The 15,511-nt window shown below is 71.9% G+C and carries 14 protein-coding genes; 10 read left to right on the forward strand and 4 right to left on the reverse strand.

What is annotated here, in order from left to right; all coding sequences use genetic code 11:
- Positions 1 to 18: 18 nt before the first annotated feature.
- Positions 19 to 1,356, reverse strand: coding sequence for an MATE family efflux transporter (locus tag ACGFNI_RS16820; protein WP_393684428.1), 1,338 nt, complete (start codon positions 1,354 to 1,356; stop codon positions 19 to 21).
- A 464-nt stretch (positions 1,357 to 1,820) separates the two neighbouring features.
- Between ACGFNI_RS16820 and dnaB the strand changes: the two genes are divergently transcribed.
- Together dnaB and ACGFNI_RS16830 are read left to right on the forward strand one after the other, a co-directional pair.
- Positions 1,821 to 3,293 carry a replicative DNA helicase gene (gene dnaB / locus ACGFNI_RS16825; protein ID WP_227047947.1) on the forward strand — a complete coding sequence of 491 codons (1,473 nt, stop codon included), beginning with the start codon at positions 1,821 to 1,823 and terminating at the stop codon, positions 3,291 to 3,293.
- Between the two features lie 289 nt (positions 3,294 to 3,582).
- A complete protein-coding gene (locus ACGFNI_RS16830; protein WP_393684429.1) occupies positions 3,583 to 4,152 on the forward strand; it encodes a TnsA-like heteromeric transposase endonuclease subunit in 570 nt (189 codons plus the stop codon).
- A 12-nt stretch (positions 4,153 to 4,164) separates the two neighbouring features.
- Here ACGFNI_RS16830 and ACGFNI_RS16835 read toward each other — a convergent pair whose 3' ends face one another.
- Positions 4,165 to 4,410 carry a hypothetical protein gene (locus tag ACGFNI_RS16835; protein WP_393684430.1) on the reverse strand — a complete coding sequence of 82 codons (246 nt, stop codon included), beginning with the start codon at positions 4,408 to 4,410 and terminating at the stop codon, positions 4,165 to 4,167.
- 826 nt (positions 4,411 to 5,236) lie between these two features.
- Complete coding sequence (locus ACGFNI_RS16840; RefSeq protein ID WP_393684431.1) at positions 5,237 to 5,629, reverse strand: winged helix-turn-helix transcriptional regulator; 393 nt, start codon at positions 5,627 to 5,629, stop codon at positions 5,237 to 5,239.
- Positions 5,630 to 5,818: 189 nt separating this feature from the next.
- Between ACGFNI_RS16840 and ACGFNI_RS16845 the strand changes: the two genes are divergently transcribed.
- The 8 genes from ACGFNI_RS16845 to ACGFNI_RS16880 all read left to right on the forward strand — a co-directional run bounded on the left by ACGFNI_RS16845 (position 5,819) and on the right by ACGFNI_RS16880 (position 14,923).
- Positions 5,819 to 6,478 carry a polysaccharide deacetylase family protein gene (locus ACGFNI_RS16845; RefSeq protein ID WP_393684433.1) on the forward strand — a complete coding sequence of 220 codons (660 nt, stop codon included), beginning with the start codon at positions 5,819 to 5,821 and terminating at the stop codon, positions 6,476 to 6,478.
- Complete coding sequence (locus ACGFNI_RS16850) at positions 6,475 to 7,479, forward strand: NmrA family NAD(P)-binding protein (protein ID WP_393684435.1); 1,005 nt, start codon at positions 6,475 to 6,477, stop codon at positions 7,477 to 7,479. Before ACGFNI_RS16845 ends, ACGFNI_RS16850 begins: the two co-directional genes overlap by 4 nt.
- A 110-nt stretch (positions 7,480 to 7,589) precedes the next feature.
- Entirely contained in the window at positions 7,590 to 8,078 is a 489-nt protein-coding gene (locus ACGFNI_RS16855; RefSeq protein ID WP_393684437.1) for a MarR family winged helix-turn-helix transcriptional regulator, read from the forward strand.
- Positions 8,075 to 9,361: an MFS transporter gene (locus ACGFNI_RS16860; protein WP_393684439.1), complete on the forward strand. Its 1,287-nt coding sequence runs from the start codon at positions 8,075 to 8,077 to the stop codon at positions 9,359 to 9,361. Before ACGFNI_RS16855 ends, ACGFNI_RS16860 begins: the two co-directional genes overlap by 4 nt.
- Positions 9,362 to 9,465: 104 nt before the next feature.
- Positions 9,466 to 10,338 carry a phosphotransferase gene (locus ACGFNI_RS16865; protein ID WP_393684441.1) on the forward strand — a complete coding sequence of 291 codons (873 nt, stop codon included), beginning with the start codon at positions 9,466 to 9,468 and terminating at the stop codon, positions 10,336 to 10,338.
- A 464-nt stretch (positions 10,339 to 10,802) separates the two neighbouring features.
- A complete protein-coding gene (locus ACGFNI_RS16870; protein ID WP_393684443.1) occupies positions 10,803 to 12,305 on the forward strand; it encodes a serine hydrolase domain-containing protein in 1,503 nt (500 codons plus the stop codon).
- A 146-nt stretch (positions 12,306 to 12,451) separates the two neighbouring features.
- Positions 12,452 to 13,588: a pyridoxal-phosphate-dependent aminotransferase family protein gene (locus ACGFNI_RS16875; protein ID WP_393684444.1), complete on the forward strand. Its 1,137-nt coding sequence runs from the start codon at positions 12,452 to 12,454 to the stop codon at positions 13,586 to 13,588.
- Between the two features lie 615 nt (positions 13,589 to 14,203).
- Entirely contained in the window at positions 14,204 to 14,923 is a 720-nt protein-coding gene (locus ACGFNI_RS16880) for a TetR/AcrR family transcriptional regulator (RefSeq protein ID WP_393684445.1), read from the forward strand.
- On the opposite strand, the gene ACGFNI_RS16885 is transcribed toward ACGFNI_RS16880, so the two are convergent.
- Complete coding sequence (locus ACGFNI_RS16885) at positions 14,907 to 15,359, reverse strand: GNAT family N-acetyltransferase (protein WP_393684447.1); 453 nt, start codon at positions 15,357 to 15,359, stop codon at positions 14,907 to 14,909. The two genes, ACGFNI_RS16880 and ACGFNI_RS16885, sit on opposite strands and share 17 nt — an antisense overlap.
- Between the last annotated feature and the right edge of the window lie 152 nt (positions 15,360 to 15,511).

A 15,511-nucleotide genomic window follows, 5' to 3' on the forward strand; every position in this document is an offset into this window, starting at 1 on the left:
CGGAATTGCGGAGGTGGTTCAGCGCGAGGCTCCGGTCACAATCCACCGGCCCGAGCGGGTCCGCAGCCACAGGGTCAGCAGGCGTACGGCCATCATCAGGCCCATGGTCCACCACAGGGCCGTCAGCCCGCCGCCGATGGCGGGTACGGCCAGTGCCACGGGCGCGAACAGGGCCAGCGTCACCAGCATCGCCCCGGCCAGGTACGGTCCGTCGCCGGCGCCCATCAGCACGCCGTCGAGGATGAAGACGACGCCGGATACGGGCTGGGTGAGGGCTACCACCAGAAGAGTGGTGAGCAGCGGTCCGCGCACGGCGGGGTCGGAGGTGAACAGCGGGATGAACAGCGGCCGGGCCAGGGCCACCAGAACGCCGAGCACCACGCCGGAGGCGATGCCCCACTGCACCATGCGGCGGCAGGCCGCCCTGGCGCCGTCCCGGTCGCCGGCACCGAGGTAGCGCCCGATGATCGCCTGACCTGCGATGGCGATGGCGTCGAGGGCGAAGGCGAGCAGGGACCAGAGGCTGAGCACGATCTGGTGGGCGGCGACCTCGGCGTCTCCGAGGCGGGCGGCGACGGCGGTGGCGATCATCAGCACCGCGCGCAGCGAGAGGGTCCGGACGAGGAGGGGGACGCCGGCCTGGGCACTGGCCCGGATTCCGGCCGCGTCGGGGCGCAGCGAGGCGCCGTGCCGGCGTGCGCCGCGGATCACCACGCCGAGGTAGACCGCGGCCATGCCGCACTGGGCGATGACCGTGCCCCAGGCGGAGCCGGCGATGCCGAGGCCGGCGCCGTAGACGAGGGCGACGTTGAGGACGACGTTGGCGGAGAATCCTCCGATGGCGACGTACAGCGGGGTCTTGGTGTCCTGGAGGCCGCGCAGCACGCCGGTCGCGGCCAGCACGACGAGCATCGCGGGGATGCCGAGTGCGCTGATGCGCAGGTAGGTGGCGGCGTACGGGGCCGCGGTGCCGGAAGCGCCGAAGAGTTCCACCAGCCATGGGGCGGTGGGCAGCACGGCGGCGATGACGGCGGCGCCGAGGAGGAGGGCGAGCCAGATGCCGTCCATGCCCTGGCGGACGGCTGCGGAGAGGTCGCCGGCGCCGACCCTGCGGGCGACCGCCGCGGTGGTGGCGTAGGCGAGGAAGACGAAGACGGAGACGGCGGTGGTCAGCAGGGCGGCGGCGACGCCGAGGCCGGCCAGCTGGGGGGTGCCGAGGTGGCCGATGACGGCGCTGTCGGCCATGACGAACAGGGGCTCGGCGACGAGGGATCCGAAGGCCGGCAGGGCGAGGGCGAGGATCTCGCGGTCGTGGCGGCGGGCGGTGCGCCGTGGCGTCGCGGGAGCCTGTGTCATGCGCACAATCTAATCTTCCACAGGTAAGTGATGCAAGTGGCTTGCAGTCCTTACTTTCCGCTGTGTGGAGTTACCTTCTCCGTGCCGTTTGTCGCGATCATGAACAGGTTGCCGAAGTTTTTCTCCCCCACAGCCTATGGATGAGGAAAGTGCAGGTCAGGCAGGTGTCGGCGGCGTGATTGTGTGCTTGTCCACAGATGTTTCCCCCGGGCCGTGCACAGGTTCGGGGGACTTCTCCACAGCTGGAGGCCAGTCATCCACACGGCCTGTGGATAACCAGATTGGCGGACGGTGCGCGCGGGCCTACCGTGGTCCGGCGCCCGCCACCTGTTTCCGGCCCGGAAGTCATCCGAACTCGACGCACCATAACCGGAGTCGGGCGTCTCGATTGTCAGAGCTGTGCCGTAAGAAAGAGGGGCACAGTGAGGTCCGCGTCGCGGACGGGAGGAGGTGCCAGGGTGAGCATGGCCGAACCCGTGGAGGACCCCTGGGCGGACTCCGGTCCGAGCGACCGGCTGCCGGCCGGCCGCTTCCGTCGAGGTGACGGCAAGGGCCGTGGCCGGGGCGACCGCCAGGACCGTGAGGACGACGGCCAGGGCTCCTGGGGCGGCGGCTTCGAGCGGGTGCCTCCGCAGGACCTGGACGCCGAGCAGTCCGTGCTCGGCGGCATGCTGCTCTCCAAGGACGCCATCGCGGACGTCGTCGAGGTCCTCAAGGGCGAGGACTTCTACCGGCCGGCCCACGAACTGGTCTTCCAGGCGATTCTCGACCTGTACGCCAAGGGCGAGCCGGCCGACCCGATCACCATCGCGGCGGAGCTGACCAAGCGCGGGGAGATCGCCCGGGTCGGCGGCGCGTCGTATCTGCACACCCTCGTGCAGTCCGTGCCGACCGCCGCGAACGCGGAGTACTACGCGGAGATCGTCCACGAGCGGGCCGTGCTGCGCCGTCTGGTCGAGGCCGGCACCCGCATCACGCAGATGGGATACGCGGCCGACGGCGACGTCGACGAGATCGTCAACAGCGCCCAGGCGGAGATCTACGCCGTCACCGAGCAGCGCACCAGCGAGGACTACCTCCCGCTCGGCGACATCATGGAGGGCGCACTCGACGAGATCGAGGCGATCGGCTCCCGCCAGGGCCAGATGACGGGTGTGCCCACCGGGTTCACCGACCTCGACTCCCTGACGAACGGCCTGCACCCGGGCCAGATGATCGTCATCGCGGCCCGTCCCGCCATGGGTAAGTCGACTCTCGCACTGGACTTCGCGCGTGCCTGCTCGATCAAGAGCAACCTTCCGAGCGTGATCTTCTCCCTCGAAATGGGACGCAACGAGATCGCGATGCGCCTGTTGTCGGCGGAGGCCCGGGTGGCGCTGCACCACATGCGTTCCGGCAGCATGACGGACGAGGACTGGACGCGGCTGGCCCGCCGGATGCCGGACGTCTCCGCCGCGCCGCTCTACATCGACGATTCGCCGAACCTCTCGATGATGGAGATCCGCGCGAAGTGCCGCCGCCTGAAGCAGCGCAACGAACTGAAGCTGGTCGTCATCGACTATTTGCAGCTGATGCAGTCCGGCGGATCCAAGCGCGCCGAAAGCCGTCAGCAGGAGGTCTCGGACATGTCCCGAAACCTCAAGCTGCTGGCCAAGGAGCTCGAACTCCCCGTTATCGCGCTCTCGCAGCTGAACCGTGGTCCCGAGCAGCGCACGGACAAGAAGCCGATGGTCTCCGACCTGCGTGAATCCGGTTCGATCGAGCAGGACGCCGACATGGTCATCCTGCTGCACCGCGAGGACGCGTACGAAAAGGAATCCCCCCGCGCGGGCGAGGCCGACCTGATCGTCGCCAAGCACCGTAACGGCCCGACGGCGACGATCACGGTGGCGTTCCAGGGCCACTATTCGCGGTTCGTGGACATGGCGCAGACGTGATGCGGAGCGGTGTAGGTTCTCACATTTCGTGTCGGATTCTCAGGTGCGATGTCGGATCGGAGTCGGAGCCGACACGGTGCTGAGATCCGCAGATCGCGACCGTCGTCCGTTCGGGCGAAGTCGTGGTGGGGTGCCCCTGTCGGTGTGTCGGCGGGGGCATCGTGCTGTGGACGGCAGTCCGACCTGGGGGTGGGATGGAGGCGGAGGTCTGCTTCCGGCGGCAGGGCGGGGAAGTTGAAGCCCGGTCCTGGGACTCTGTTGCAGCGCTGTCGCTCCAGTCGGCCGTCCCGTGGCGGCGTTTCGTTGGTACAGCGGGCAGAAGCACTATTCGGGAACGTACTGGTCGGCGACGGTTCGAGATCACGTGATCTACGAGTCGCGTCTGGAGCTTGCACGGTTGCTGTTCGCCGACTTCGACTCCTCGGTACGCGGCATCGTGGCCCAGCCGTTCTTGCTGAAGGCCGAGGTGGCGGGGAAGGTCCGCAAGCACATCCCGGACTACCTCCTGACGACCGAGGGCGGCCCGGTCGTCAGGACGTCAAACCGCGTGATCGGTTGTCGAAGCCGGTGGTGGCTTTCACGTTCGCATGGACCCGCCGGGCGGTGGAGTCACGTGGGTGGCGCCACGAGGTGTGGAACGAGCCACCGGACACGGGTACGTGCCGTGGCCGTCGCCCACCGTCCGACCATCGCCGTCACCGAGCAACACGAAGGCGGCCCCTCCGGCCCCCGCGCAGGGGGTGGAGGAGCCGCCTTCGTCCGTCACGTCGACGGAACGTCCGGTACGGGTGCGGCGTCCGGTTCTCCGACGTGCGCGCGGCCAAGGAGACCGGGCCTCGGTGGAGAGGGCCGGAGGTGACCCGCCTCGGACTCAGCCCCGGTAGAAGACCAGCATGCTGCCCGGGCTCTGGGGTTCGCGTTCGCAGTGGACGATCGTGACGTGGTGGCCCACTCCCTCGTCCATCAGCTTCTGGGTCTCCTGTGTGAAGCAGTCCGTCGCGGCGTCGCCCTGCGTGTCCACCGAGGGGAGTTCGGCGGCCTGGGCGGCTCCGATGCCGAGGCCGGAGAAGGCCAGGATGCTGGCGGCGGCGACTGCTGCGCGCTGGAACTTGCGCATGTTTTCTCTCCTTTACGTGCCTACGTGCAGTGGTGCGTGCGCGCCTCTGCGGCGCACGGGCCCGCTACTCGCGGAGCGCGGCTGGCAGACCGGCCCCGCGGTCGGCCGGAGTCGTGTCCGACCGTGGCAAAGCGTCGCGTTGCGCTTCGAGTTCCTCTCGGGCACTGAAGAGTGGATCACACGAACGGGTGGCACTCCAAGTGCTCGCGGTCCCTGTTACAGGGCTACAACAGACCAGCCGGAGTCGATTCCCCGCGTGCCGGCCCGAGGCCGAAGCGGAACCCGCACGACTGCTCCGGGAGTTCAGAGGCCGATCTCCGCCCACACACCGTCCGGCCCGAAGGCGGCCGATCCAGTACGCCGCAGCGCGCCACGAAGTACGTGACGAGAACGGGCCCGTGGCCTCGCCCGGAGCCTTCGGCGGCCGGCGGCACCGGAGCCGACAGGTCGGGTCGCCGTTCGCCCACAGGTCCGCGACTCCGATGCGCAGCGTGCCCGGCAACAGCAGCTCCGGCCCCGTCGACATCCATAACCGGAAGCTACGTCCGGACACCAGCCCAGGCGCGGCGGCGTGGTTCGTCAACTCCGCGACGACGACAGCCCCCACGCGCGCGACGCCGCTGCCGTCCGGCCCCCCCCCGGGACGCGAGGGGCCGCGTCGAGGGCAACCGCGCCAGCCGGGCGCCTCGTGGCGTCGGGCTGAGGAGCGGTTCCTCTCCGGCGAGCCGCGCGTCCCGCAGATCCCTTTCGGCGAACTGGCCGATCGTCCCGCGCCAGACCGTGAGGGGTTCTGTCGCCCGCGTCTCACGTCAAGCACCGTCTGCGCTCACACGGCGGTGGCGGGACGCGAGGGGGAGGCCGGGTGAACTCGGTCCGTTGTGGATTCCTGGAATTCCACCACGGTCGCGCCGTGCTCGTGGGCCCACTCGGTCAGCACGGCGATCGGCTTCACCAGCGTCCGGCCCAGGTCTGTCAGCACGTACTCGACCTTCCCGGCCTCGGCGTGGCGGTCGACCAGGCCGTACCCCTGCAACCGCCGCAGCGTCTGGGTCAGCACCTTCCGCGAGATTCCGCCGATCAGGTCGACCAACTCGCCGTGCCTGCACGGTTCCCGGCTCAACGCGAACAGCACGACCACCGCCCACTTGTCGGCGATGATCTCGATCGCCAGCCGAGCCGGGCAGTCGGCGAGGAAGACGCTGCCGGAGTACTCACGCATGCCCCGACGGTAGCCCGCCGCCAGGAACCTGGAGGTACCTACCGCCTCACTAGCGTCCACGGTCCACGGCGGAAGCTACTGAGCAGGGGAGCCGAATGAGGGCAGAGACCGAATGGCCGGGTGGGCACAAGGTCGTCGCGCTGGTCACCGTCGCGTTGGAGCTGTGGTCACCAGGGCACTGGCCCGCCTATGCGCCTCGAGCGGCATCCCGAGACCGTCATGGCCGTGCACGAGGCGGGTCACGAGATCGCCGCACACTCCTGGGCCCAGGACGTGGTGCCCGCGCTGCTCGATGGCGATGCCGAGCGGGCCAATATCCGTCGTTGCACCGACGTCCTTCGCAGGGCCACCGGCGTTCGCCCGACGGGGTGGATGAGCCCACGCGCCACCGGTTCGAGGCACACTGACGACCTGCTCGCCGAGGCCGGCTACCGCTGGACCGGCGACCACGGCGACCACGGCGACCACGGCGACCACGGCGACCACGGCGACCACGGCGACCACGGCGACCACGGCGACCACGGCGACCACGACCTCCCGCAGGTCCTGTCCACCGCTCACGCTCCTCTGGTCTCCCTCATGCACAGCGACCACTCCGACGTCCGCGACGCTGCGGCCGGCCCGTACGCCTACCGCGACCTGCACCGTGAGCTACTGGACCAGATGCTCGCCGCCCCCGGCCCAGGCGTCTTCCGCCTGACCATCCACGCCCACGTCGGAGGCCGACCGCTCCTCGCGGGCATGGCCGGCCAGATCCTCGACCGCATCCGTGAGTCCGGCGATGTCCGGGTTGCCACCCACGCCCAGGTGGCCGAGCACGTCCTGACACACCAGGGAAGAACGTCATGACCCACGTCCTCGTCGTCGGCGGCACCGGAGCCATGGGAAGCCACGTGATCCGACACCTGTTGGCCACCACCGACGCCACCGTCACCGTCCCCACCCGCCACCCGGAGTCCGCCCACGCCACCGAACTCGCCGCCACCGCGCCCGACCGCGTGCGACTGGTCCGCTCCGACCCGGCGGCCCTAGAGGTCCTGATCGGGCAGGCCGACCGCGTGTTCGCCAACACCGACTTCTTCGCGACGGGAAGCGCCGTGGGCGAGTATCAGCAAGGGCTGCACTTGCTGGCCTCCGCGGAGCGGGCCGGCGTGGAGCGTTTCATCTGGTCCTCGTTGGACAGCGCGGTGTCCCTGACCGGCCACCCCGTCCCGCACTTCGACAGCAAAGCCGCCGTCGCCGCCCACATCGACCTGATGCGGTCGGAGGAAATGCTCCGCAAGGAGACCGACGGCTGGTACACGGGCCACGTCTCGGTACTGACCACGGCGCCGTACTTCGAGAACCTGCGCGACCGGCTCACTCCCCGACCGGACGGCCGGGGCGGCCTGACCTTCAGGCTCCCCCTCGGCGCCGCCCCCTACCCGCTCGTCGCTCTCGACGACATCGCCTGGTTCGCCTGCCACATGTTCGACAACTGGCAGTCCTGGGGCGCCCGCGACCTCGCGGTGATCGGCGACAGCCTCACCGGCGACGAGATCGCCGCCACCTTCGCTCAGGTCACGGGCACCCCCAGCACCTACATCCCGATGCCGCATGACGACCTGCGTGCCGCCGTCCCCGACTTCAGCCACGACTACGCAGCGATGTTCCAGTTCTTCGCCGACCGTGATCTCTACGCCCGGGACCGGGACATCAACCTCCTGCGCCGCCTGCACCCCGGCTTGATGACCTTCGAGGACTGGCTGCACCACACCGGATGGACGGGACGACCACCCACCACGTCACGTCCGAACGCGGGCACACACGGCAGGGCTCGCCGCTCCGGACCGGGGCCGACGTCGGCCTGAGATCTGGCAAACCTGGCGTGCGCGGCGCGACCCTACACGTGGCACGGGGCGCGGAAAGTCGCAGGCCGAGGCCCTCCGACCCGTTATCGCAGCACTGTTATATTAGCGCTGTGACATCTTCCGATCCCACGGCGCTGCCCGATCCCTGGCAGTCGCTGCACGAGCTGCTGGCCGCCATGGACGCCGAGATCGAGCAGGTCTACGTCGCGCGTGGCATCGAGGGGGTGCGACCGCGGTTCGCCTATCCGCTGATCCGGCTCGCCCACACCGGTCCCCTGACCATCCGTGAGCTGGCGCAGTCCCTGAACCGCTCGCACTCCGCGATCAGCCAGACCGTCGCCGCCATGCGCAAGGAGGGTCTGGTCACCTCCGAGCCGGGGCCCGATGCCCGCACCCGGCGGATCGATCTGACCGAGCGCGGCCGGTCGCTGGTGCCGTTCCTGGAGGCCGAGTGGCGCGCCACGCACGCGACGGTCGCCGAGCTGGACGGCGAGGTCCCGCACGCGCTGACCGGCGTCGTCGAGGAGCTGCAACGGGCGCTGGCACACCGGTCGATGCGGCAGCGGGTCCTCGACCACCTCGTTGAACCACCGCGATGAGGGTGCGTGTCCGGTTCCTCGACACCCGCCCCTTACGCAGCAGCCGGCCGTTCCGTGACCTGTGGATCGGCACCTCGGCCTCCCAACTCGGTGGGCAGATCGCCACGGTGGCGGTGCTGGCCCAGGTCTGGGACCTGACCGGCAGTCCGGTGGGGACCGGCGCCATCGGGCTCGCCACCGGCCTGCCGATGGTGCTGTTCGGGCTGCTCGGCGGCACGTTGGCCGACGCAGTTGACCGCCGTGCGGTGGTGCGGGCCACCACCACGGGCCAGCTGCTGGCCGCCGCGGGGCTGTGTGCCCAGGCTCTGATGGACAACCGGAACGTGCTGTTGCTGCTCGCCCTGGTCGCCATGGGGAGCGCGTGCGGGGCGCTCGGCGCGCCCGCCCGGCGCACCTTCCCGGTCCGGTTGCTGCCGGCCGACCAGGTCGCGGCCGGGCTCGCGTTGACCAACGTCTCCTTCCAGGCGGCGATGCTGGCCGGGCCCGCGCTGGCCGGGCTGATCATCGCCCGCTGGGGCGTGTCTGCCGCTTACGCCGCGCAGGCCGTGGCCGTCGCGGTCGCCGTGCTCGGGGTGGTCCGCCTCCCGGCCATGAGGCCCGAGGGCGCCGACGCGGCGGGCGTCGGGCGCCGGCCGGAGCGCGGCGGCTGGCGGATCGTGCTGCGCCGTCCGACGCTGTGGGGCTCGATGGCCACCGATCTGTCCGCGACGCTGCTCGCCATGCCGATCGCGCTCTTTCCGCTGGTCAACGAGGCCCGCTTCGACGGCAACCCGCAGACACTCGGCCTGTTCCTCTCGGCCGTCGCGGTCGGGGGGATCACCGCCGGCCTGCTCTCCGGCACGGTGACGCGTTGGCGCCGCGGCGGCCTGGTGCAGCTGGTCGCGGCCGGCGTCTGGGGCCTTGCGCTGGCCGGCTTCGGCCTGGCCGGGCCGCTGTGGCCGGCGCTCGGCTGCCTGGCCGTGGCCGGTGCCGCCGACACCGTCTCGGTGGTCACCCGCAGTGCCCTGGTCCAGTGGGAGACCCCGGACGCGTACCGGGGGCGGGTCTCGTCCGTGGAACACGTCATCGGTGTCGCGGGCCCCGAACTCGGCAATTTCCGGGGCGGGTTGCTGGCGTCGGCCACCTCGGCCCCCTTCTCCCTGGTCGTCGGCGGCCTGTCCGCCACCCTGGTGGTCGCGGTTGTGGCCGCGGCCAACGCCTCCCTGCGCGCCTACCGCACGCCGTCGGGCGCCGCCGAGCCGTCCGCGCCCGGGGCCGCCGACGCGGCGACGACCGCAGGGTAGGCAGTCGCCGCCGACCTTTCGGGCCTCGGCTTGGAGGCACGGGCGCCAGGTCCCGGTTCTCCTTGCCGCGTCGTCGCGTTGCCGCCACTGCGATACTCGGGCCGGTGACTTCTCCGCAGGGCTGGGCGCGTGCCGAGCGGCTCGATGCCGCCGGGATGGTGGCGGCCCTTCGTACCCGGACCGGCGTCCGGCTGGCGCTGGACGGTCCTTGTCCCGGAGGGCAGGTCGGGGCGGCGTATGTGCGCGGGCCCGACGGCCGCCGGTCCGTTCTCAAGTGGCGACCGCACAGCCTGGTGGCCGACCTGCGGGCCGGGCCGCTCGCGGTCGTCGATGCGCTGCGGTCGGCCGGCTGTCCGGCGCCGGCCACGGAGCTGATCGCCCAGGTCGGCCACGCCGTGGTCATGGTGCAAGAGCTGCTGCCCGGCACCGAGATCGACCGCTTCGACCAGCGCTTTCTGGAGCAGGCGCTGGAACTCAACCGGCTGCAGGCGGGCCGGCTGGCCGACCGCCCCGGCGTTCCGGCGGTGGAGCTGCACCTGCGTGCGGACGGCGCGGGGTACTGCCTGCACGGGCCGTTGCGTCGGCACAACCGGCGCAGTGCCGCGCTCGAACGCCGCGTCGCCGCTGTCGGCGCCGACTTCCCTGCCCGGCCGGCAGGTCAGGACGCCGTGCACATGGACTTCCAGCCCGGCAACCTGCTGGCGGCCGACGGCTCGATCACCGGCGTCGTCGACCGGGACGGCGCCGCCCGTGGTGACCGTCGATTCGACCTGGTCACCCTGCGCTTCGGCCTCCACGCGAAGGAGCCGGGCCCTGGGGTGGTGCAGCGGCTCGACGCCGTTCTCGATGCGCTTCCGGAGGAGGTCCTGCGTCCCGCGTGGGCCCACATGAGCCTCCGCATGGCCGACTGGGCCATCAGGCACTTCGGCCCGGCTGACGTGGAGCACTGGCTGGACCTGGCCGAACAGCGGGTGTGAGCCGGCGTCCGTGCGGCAGTGCGGATCCCTTCGGATGCGGCCGGGGAACCGCGGTACGGAGGCGGGCCGCCTCGGCGGGGCAGCCCGTCGTGGTCCGCTCCGCGGATCAGGGCAGTTTCAGCACGCTGGTGATGCCGGTGCGGGAGGACGGCGGCGCCCCCTGTGCCGCTGAGGAGAGGGCGGACGGCGAGGAGGGCTGAACCCGCGGTGGGCAGGGGCGCATGCGCGTTCCGGACAGGTGCCGAACTCGCCCCGGGGCACGTCCCGTTGGAGCCCGGATGAGCGTGCCGATCGGTCCGACGTGACGGCCGGGAACGAGCCGCCCCTCCCGCCGCACCGCTCGGACGTATCGGGTGGGGCGGCAGCCGCCGGGTGGGGCACTGGCGTCCTGCCGGCCGTCGGGGGAGAGTGATCGGCGGCGGGCAGCAGCCCGTTGCTGAGCTGATCGGCCGTCAAGGAGCGCCATGACCACCGCACCGTCCGAGGGGCCCGCCGAACCCGTATCCGCTTCCGTTTCCGTGCCCGGTCTGCTGCCCGGGACGCGGCGGGCGCTGCTGCGGCGGCTCGCGGTCGGGCAGGCCGACGGCCGGGCGCCGTCGATGACCGGGGCGGTGGTGCGCGACGGGCGGCAGGTGTGGGCGGAGGTCAGGTCGGCGGCCGTGGACGGGCCGGACGCGGGCGGGGAGCCCGTCGGCGATGCGGAGTCGTGCGGCGCGGTGCAGTACCGGATCGGGTCGCTCACCAAGACCTTCGTTGCGGTGCTGGTCATGCGGTTGCGGGACGAGGGGCGGCTCCGCCTGGACGATCCGGTCGGCAGGCATCTGGAAGCCACTCCGGTCCCGGACGCCACGATCGCGCAGCTGCTCGCGCACAGCTCCGGGCTGGCGGCCGAGCCGCGCGGGCCGTGGTGGGAGCGGACCGCGGGCACGCTGCGGCCGGAGCCTTCCGACCTGTTCGGGGAGCGCCCGCAGCGCCTTCCGGCAGGCCGGCGGCACCATTACTCGAACCTCGGCTACGCCGTGCTGGGCGCGCTCGTCGAACGGCTGCGGGACGGCCGGCCGTGGGACGAGGTGCTGCGGCGCGAGGTGCTGGAGCCGCTGGGCATGTCCCGTACGACGGCCCTGCCGGTGCCGCCGCACACGCAGGGCTGGGCGGTGCATCCGTGGGCCGATGTGCTGCTTCCCGAACCGGCCCAGGACACCGGCCTCATGGGTCCGGCGGGACAGCTGTGGTCCACGGTGGACGATCTGTGCCGGTGGGCCGCGTTTCTGCTGCGGGGTGACGACCGGGTGCTGTCCGCGGCGGGGGTCGCCGAGATGCGGACGCCCGCCGTGCCGCCCGAGGACGAGGGCTGGGAGGGGGGCTACGGTCTGGGAATCCAGCTCGTGCGGCGCGGACCGCTGCCCGGTGCGGAACAGCGGTCCGGTGCGGAACAGCGGTCCAGTGGCCGTGTGCTGGCGGGGCACACCGGCTCGATGCCCGGATTTCTGGCGTCCCTCTGGCTCGACCCCGAGGAGGACCTCGCCGGGATCGCCCTGGCCAACTGCACATCGGGCCCGGCGATCGGCGGGATCGCCGCCGATCTCCTGGAAATCGTGGCCGACCGCGAACCGCGGATCCCGGCTCCGTGGCGTCCGCTGCCGGGGCCGCCGGACGAAGCGCTGCTGGCGCTCACCGGGCCCTGGTACTGGGGCGCCAAGCCGTTCGCGCTGCGGCTGCTGGCCGAACGCGCCCTGGATCTGACGCCGTTGACCGGTACCGGGCGGGCCTCGCGGTTCCGTGCGGAGGCCGACGGCACCTGGACCGGCCTGGACGGCTACTACGCCGGGGAGACGCTGCGCGTGGTGCGGGCGGCGGACGGCACGGTCAGCCATCTCGACCTCGGGACGTTCGTCCTCACCCGGGGACCGTACGATCCGGCGGGGCCGGTGCCGGGCGGGGTGGACCCGGAGGGCTGGCGGGTCTGAACGGCCAGGCTGGGTCTGAACGGCCGGACGGGACCGGCCTTGTGGCAGCCGGGGCCGTAGGGCGGCGGCGGTGGGCGCGGACGTACAGTCGTGCCAGATATCAGGAGCCGCCCCACCGCGCGGCTCGCTACCGCTGGAAGGCCACTGTGACTGCCGTGACTGCGAATTCTGATGCCCCGGTCCTGCTCGATCTGCCGCCGCTCGACGCAGCCCACTTCGCACGGATCGAGGACAAGGTCGCCGCGCTGATGCGCACCCGCTGCGATGTGGTGGCGACCCAGGGCGAGGCGCTGCTGCCGCTGGAGGCATGCATCCGCTCGGCGGTACGGCCCGGCAGCACGGCGCTCAACATCATCACCGGTCCGTACGGCGAGACCTTCGGCGGCTGGCTGCGGTCCTGCGGCGCGGAGGTCGTGACCCTCACCGCGCCGTTCACCGGGGCCGTCGACCCGCAGCAGGTGGCCGATGCGCTGCGGGAGCATCCGGCGATCGACTTCGTCAGCCTGGTGCACGCCGAGGCGGCGACCGGCAACACCAACCCGGTCGCCGAGATCGGCCGGGTGGTGCGGGAGCACGGCGCGCTGCTGATGCTGGACGCGGTCGCGTCGGTGGGCGCCGAGCCGCTGCTCACCGACGAGTGGGGAGTGGACCTGTGCGTGATCGGCGGGCAGAAGGCGCTGGCCGGCCCGGCGGGTGTCTCGGCGGTGTCGGTCAGCGCCCGCGCCTGGGAGCGCATCGCCGCCAATGAGCAGGCGCCGCGGCGCTCGTACCTCTCGCTGCTGGACTGGAAGCAGCGCTGGATCGACGGTGGCCGTACCGCGCTGCCGCACGCTCCGGCCCAGTTGGAGATGCTGGCCCTGGAGCAGGCGGTCGACCGTGTCGAGGCGGAAGGGCTGGACGCGGCCATCACCCGGCACCGTGCGGCGGCTGCCGCGGTCCGCGCCGGTGTGCGGGCGCTCGGCGGGCTCACCCCGTACGTGATCCGGGACGAGGACGCGGCTCCGGCGGCGACGACGCTGCGCGTGCCGGCCGGTCTGGACGCAGGCGACGTGGTGTCCGCGGCGCTCGCCGTCGACGGCTCGGTTCCGCTGCTGGCCGCCGCGGGCGGGCCGGCCCAGGAAATGATCCGGGTGAATCACTACGGAAGGGCCGCGGATCGCGGTGTGGTGCTGGCCTCGCTGGCGGCCCTCGCGCAGGCGATGCGGGCGCTGGGCGCGGAGACCGCCGCGGATGACGCGGCGGACGCGGCTGCCGTGGCGTGGGCGGAAACCCTCGCCGGTTGAGAATGCCGCCGACCGGGAGCGGCGTCGTTAGGGCCAAAGGGGTGGGGCCGTGTTTCACGTGAAACACGGCCCCACCCCTTTGACATGTGCGAAATAGCCGTTCTCCGGCCGACCGGGCCCGCTGGAATGACGATCGACCGTGCCTTGTCCCTTCCGTGGCCGGCGGGCTTGCCCGTCCTGCGGCCAACTTCCCTGTGTCCCATGGGAGTTGACGTGGGTGGCGGCTGGGTAGGTGGGAATGGTGCCGCGCGGACGGCTGCCCGGCCCCTGGTGCCCCACCAGTAGCGCGCGTGTGCCCTCAGCCCTTCCGCTCCTCAGCTCTCCGCTCCCGCTCCTCTTCCGCCCCGCTCCCGCTCCCTCTCCCGCTCCCGCTCTTTCTCCGCTCCCTCTCCCGCTCCCGCCTCTCCCGCTTCTCCTTCGCCCGGCGGCCCGGTCGCAGAGTCGGCGCCAGGCGTGTTTTGGGCCTCCATCGAAAACGGAATGACTAACCCGTTTAAAATCGGGGTGCGCAAGACAGGTGCGTACCGCGTTTTCGGGAGGCCGTGGGTGACGGAGTGGATGGTGGGCGGGGGTGTGGCGGTGCCTCGTGCGGATGCCAGGCGCAATCGTGCGCTGGTGCTCCAGGCGGCCCGATTCGCCTTTGCCGAACGGGGGTTGGCGGCCTCGGTCGAGGAGATCGCGCGTCGTGCCGGGGTCGGAGCCGGGACCGTCCACCGTCATTTCCGTTCGAAGGAAGCCTTGTTCGACGCCGTGGTCGAGGAGCGGATCGGGCTCTTCGCCGATACCGCGAGGGACTTGGCCGATGTCGAGGATCCCGGCGAGGTGTTCTTCCGTTTCCTGGCCTCGGTGGTCCGGCTGGCCGCGGGCAGCAAGGCGCTGTGCGAGGCGCTCGCCGGGGTGGCCGATGGCGGTTCCGGCGCGCGGTCGGCGGCCGGGCGGGACTTCGGCGAGGCGCTGGACGCCTTGCTGGCACGGGCCCAAGAGGCAGGAGCCGTACGGCAGGACGTGACGGGGGACGACGTCAGGTCGCTGCTGGCCGGGTGCGTGTCGATGGAGCAGCGGCGGCTGCGCGCGGCGGGCTCCGAAGACGCTCAGGGCCGGATGACGGCGTTGATGTGTGACGGGCTGCGGGCCGGCCGCGCTGTGACGAAACTGCCGGATGCGGCCGGGGAGCGTAACGAAACGGGGTGTGAGGTGTGCGGGGCGCAGGTCGTGGCGGCGCGCACCGGCCGTCCTGCGCGCTTCTGTGGCGGCGCCTGTCGGCAGAAGGCGTACCGTGCCCGGCGCGCGGGTTCCGGCGGCGGCGCTGCGGGCGGGGTCAGAGCTGGAGCTTGAATCCCAGGTGGGACGCCTCGAAGCCGAGCCGCTCGTAGAAGCGGTGGGCGTCGATGCGGGTCGCGTCCGAGGTGAGCTGGACGAGGTGGCAGCCGAGGGTGCGGGAGGTGGCGACGGCCCACTCGATGAGCTGGGTGCCCAGGCCGTTGCCCCGCTCGTCGGCGTGGATGCGGACGCCTTCGATGATCGAGCGGGTCGCGCCGCGGCGGGAGAGGCCGGGGATGACGGTGAGTTGGAGGGTGCCGACGACGCGGCCCTCGCGGACCGCGACGACCAGGTGCTGGTGCGGGTCGGCGGCCAGCACTTCGTAGGCGGCGCGGTACGGGGTCAGGTCGTCCGGGGACTCGCGGGTGGCGCCCAGCGGGTCGTCGGCCAGCAGCGCCACGATGTCGTGGAGGTCGGTCGGGGCGGCGCGGCGTATCTCGATATCGCTCATGGGCGGGACCTTATGCGGTGCGTGCGGGACGCGGCCTGACGGGGCGTAGGCGAGTGGTGGCGGCGGGGCTCCGGACGCGGTCCTTCCGGGACCCCGCCTTTGTGCGCACGGGCCGGCGTCCGGCCACCACCCTTGTCCGCCTCGCGGATCTC

The sequence above is a fragment of the Streptomyces sp. NPDC048644 genome, assembly GCF_043199105.1.
Classification (GTDB): Bacteria; Actinomycetota; Actinomycetes; order Streptomycetales; family Streptomycetaceae; genus Streptomyces.